This window comes from Kitasatospora sp. NPDC057512 (assembly GCF_042802135.1).
Classification (GTDB): Bacteria; Actinomycetota; Actinomycetes; order Streptomycetales; family Streptomycetaceae; genus Kitasatospora.
On the sequence record NZ_JBHVET010001283.1, the window covers coordinates 1 to 1,115 of the forward strand.

2 protein-coding genes are annotated in these 1,115 nt (G+C 78.5%); one reads left to right on the forward strand and one right to left on the reverse strand.

The window, feature by feature from the left end; genetic code table 11:
* Positions 1–110: 110 nt before the first annotated feature.
* The gene (locus ACFU6K_RS39500; RefSeq protein ID WP_380671573.1) at positions 111–290 is read left to right on the forward strand and encodes a hypothetical protein; all 180 of its coding nucleotides are present in this window, start codon (positions 111–113) and stop codon (positions 288–290) included.
* Positions 291–402: 112 nt separating this feature from the next.
* On the opposite strand, the gene ACFU6K_RS39505 is transcribed toward ACFU6K_RS39500, so the two are convergent.
* On the reverse strand, positions 403–1,115 hold a 713-nt coding region (locus ACFU6K_RS39505; protein ID WP_380671575.1), incomplete at its 5' end, for a DUF2398 family protein.

Sequence of the window (1,115 nt, forward strand, 5' to 3'; positions counted from 1 at the left end):
CGCCCCGCCCGGTGACGGGTGGGGCGTACGCGGCCAACCGACGCCCAACCCCCGTCCGGACTTCACCCGCGCGTACCGACCGTTCACACCGCCCTGGAAGCCTCCCTGTCATGAACGCCAACCCTCAGGCGCCCTACCAGGAACCGCGCTTCCCCCTGCCCCAACGGCACCGCCGACTGCTCGCCGTCACCGCCGTCCTCGCCTCCGTCGCCCTCGGCACCCTGGGCGTCGGCGCCACCGTGGAAACCGTCGAACACGGCCCCCTCGCCAGCGCCTCCGCCAGCAAGTAGCCCCTGCCCAGCCCAGCACCGCGGTCCCGTTCCGGGCCCGGTGCTTCTTGCTTTCCGCTGCCCGGCGGCGGAGCCGGGGCGGCCCGGCGCGCGCCGCCGACACGGCGGTCCGCTACGCCGGCTGTCCGGTGCGGGGGCCGGCCGGGGGCGGGATCAGCGGGCCGGGGCGGGAGTGGCGGCCGGTACCGGGGACGGGGTGGAGGTCGGGGGCCGGGGCGTAGCGGGCGGCCGGGGGGCGCAGGCGCCAGGCCGGGGGGCGGGTGGGGTGGGGGGTGGGGGTGATCAGGGCGAGGCGGTGGAGCAGGTCGAGGGCGTCCCGCCGCAGGGCGGTGCGGTCGGCGAGGTAGCGGGCGGGGAGGCCGAACTCGTCCGCGATGTCGCCGAGGACGCCGTCTATCAGCGCGTCCGGGATCGGGACGTCGCCGGCCACCGTCTCGTCGGGCAGCGGGCGGACCTCCTCGACCAGGCGCTCGACCAGCAGCAGGGCGGCCTGGGCGAGGGTGCCCCCGCCGGGGAGGGCGAGGTCGGTGAGTTCGGCGGCCGGGTCGAGCAGCGCGACGCCCTCGGCCCGGAGCTCGGCCTCCAGTCCGAGGAACTCGGCGAGCGCCGCCGGGCCGCTGAGCCGGTGCTCCTCCAACCAGGCGCGGTGGTCCTCGGGGAGGTCGGCGGCCAGGACGGCGGGCGTCTCGGCGAGCAGGCGGCGGACGGCGGTGGCGGGCTCGGACTCGGCGGCGCGGCTGATCAGGTCGGCCGCGTCGTCGGCGAGGGCGGGCGGGCCGGCCGGGACGGCCCGGGCGAGTTCGCGGTCCACGGTCAGCACGAAGG

What these genes read in the sequence shown, in the direction of transcription:
- ACFU6K_RS39500 (WP_380671573.1), top strand. Translation starts at nt 111, where the DNA reads ATGAACGCCAACCCTCAGGCGCCCTACCAGGAACCGCGCTTCCCCCTG.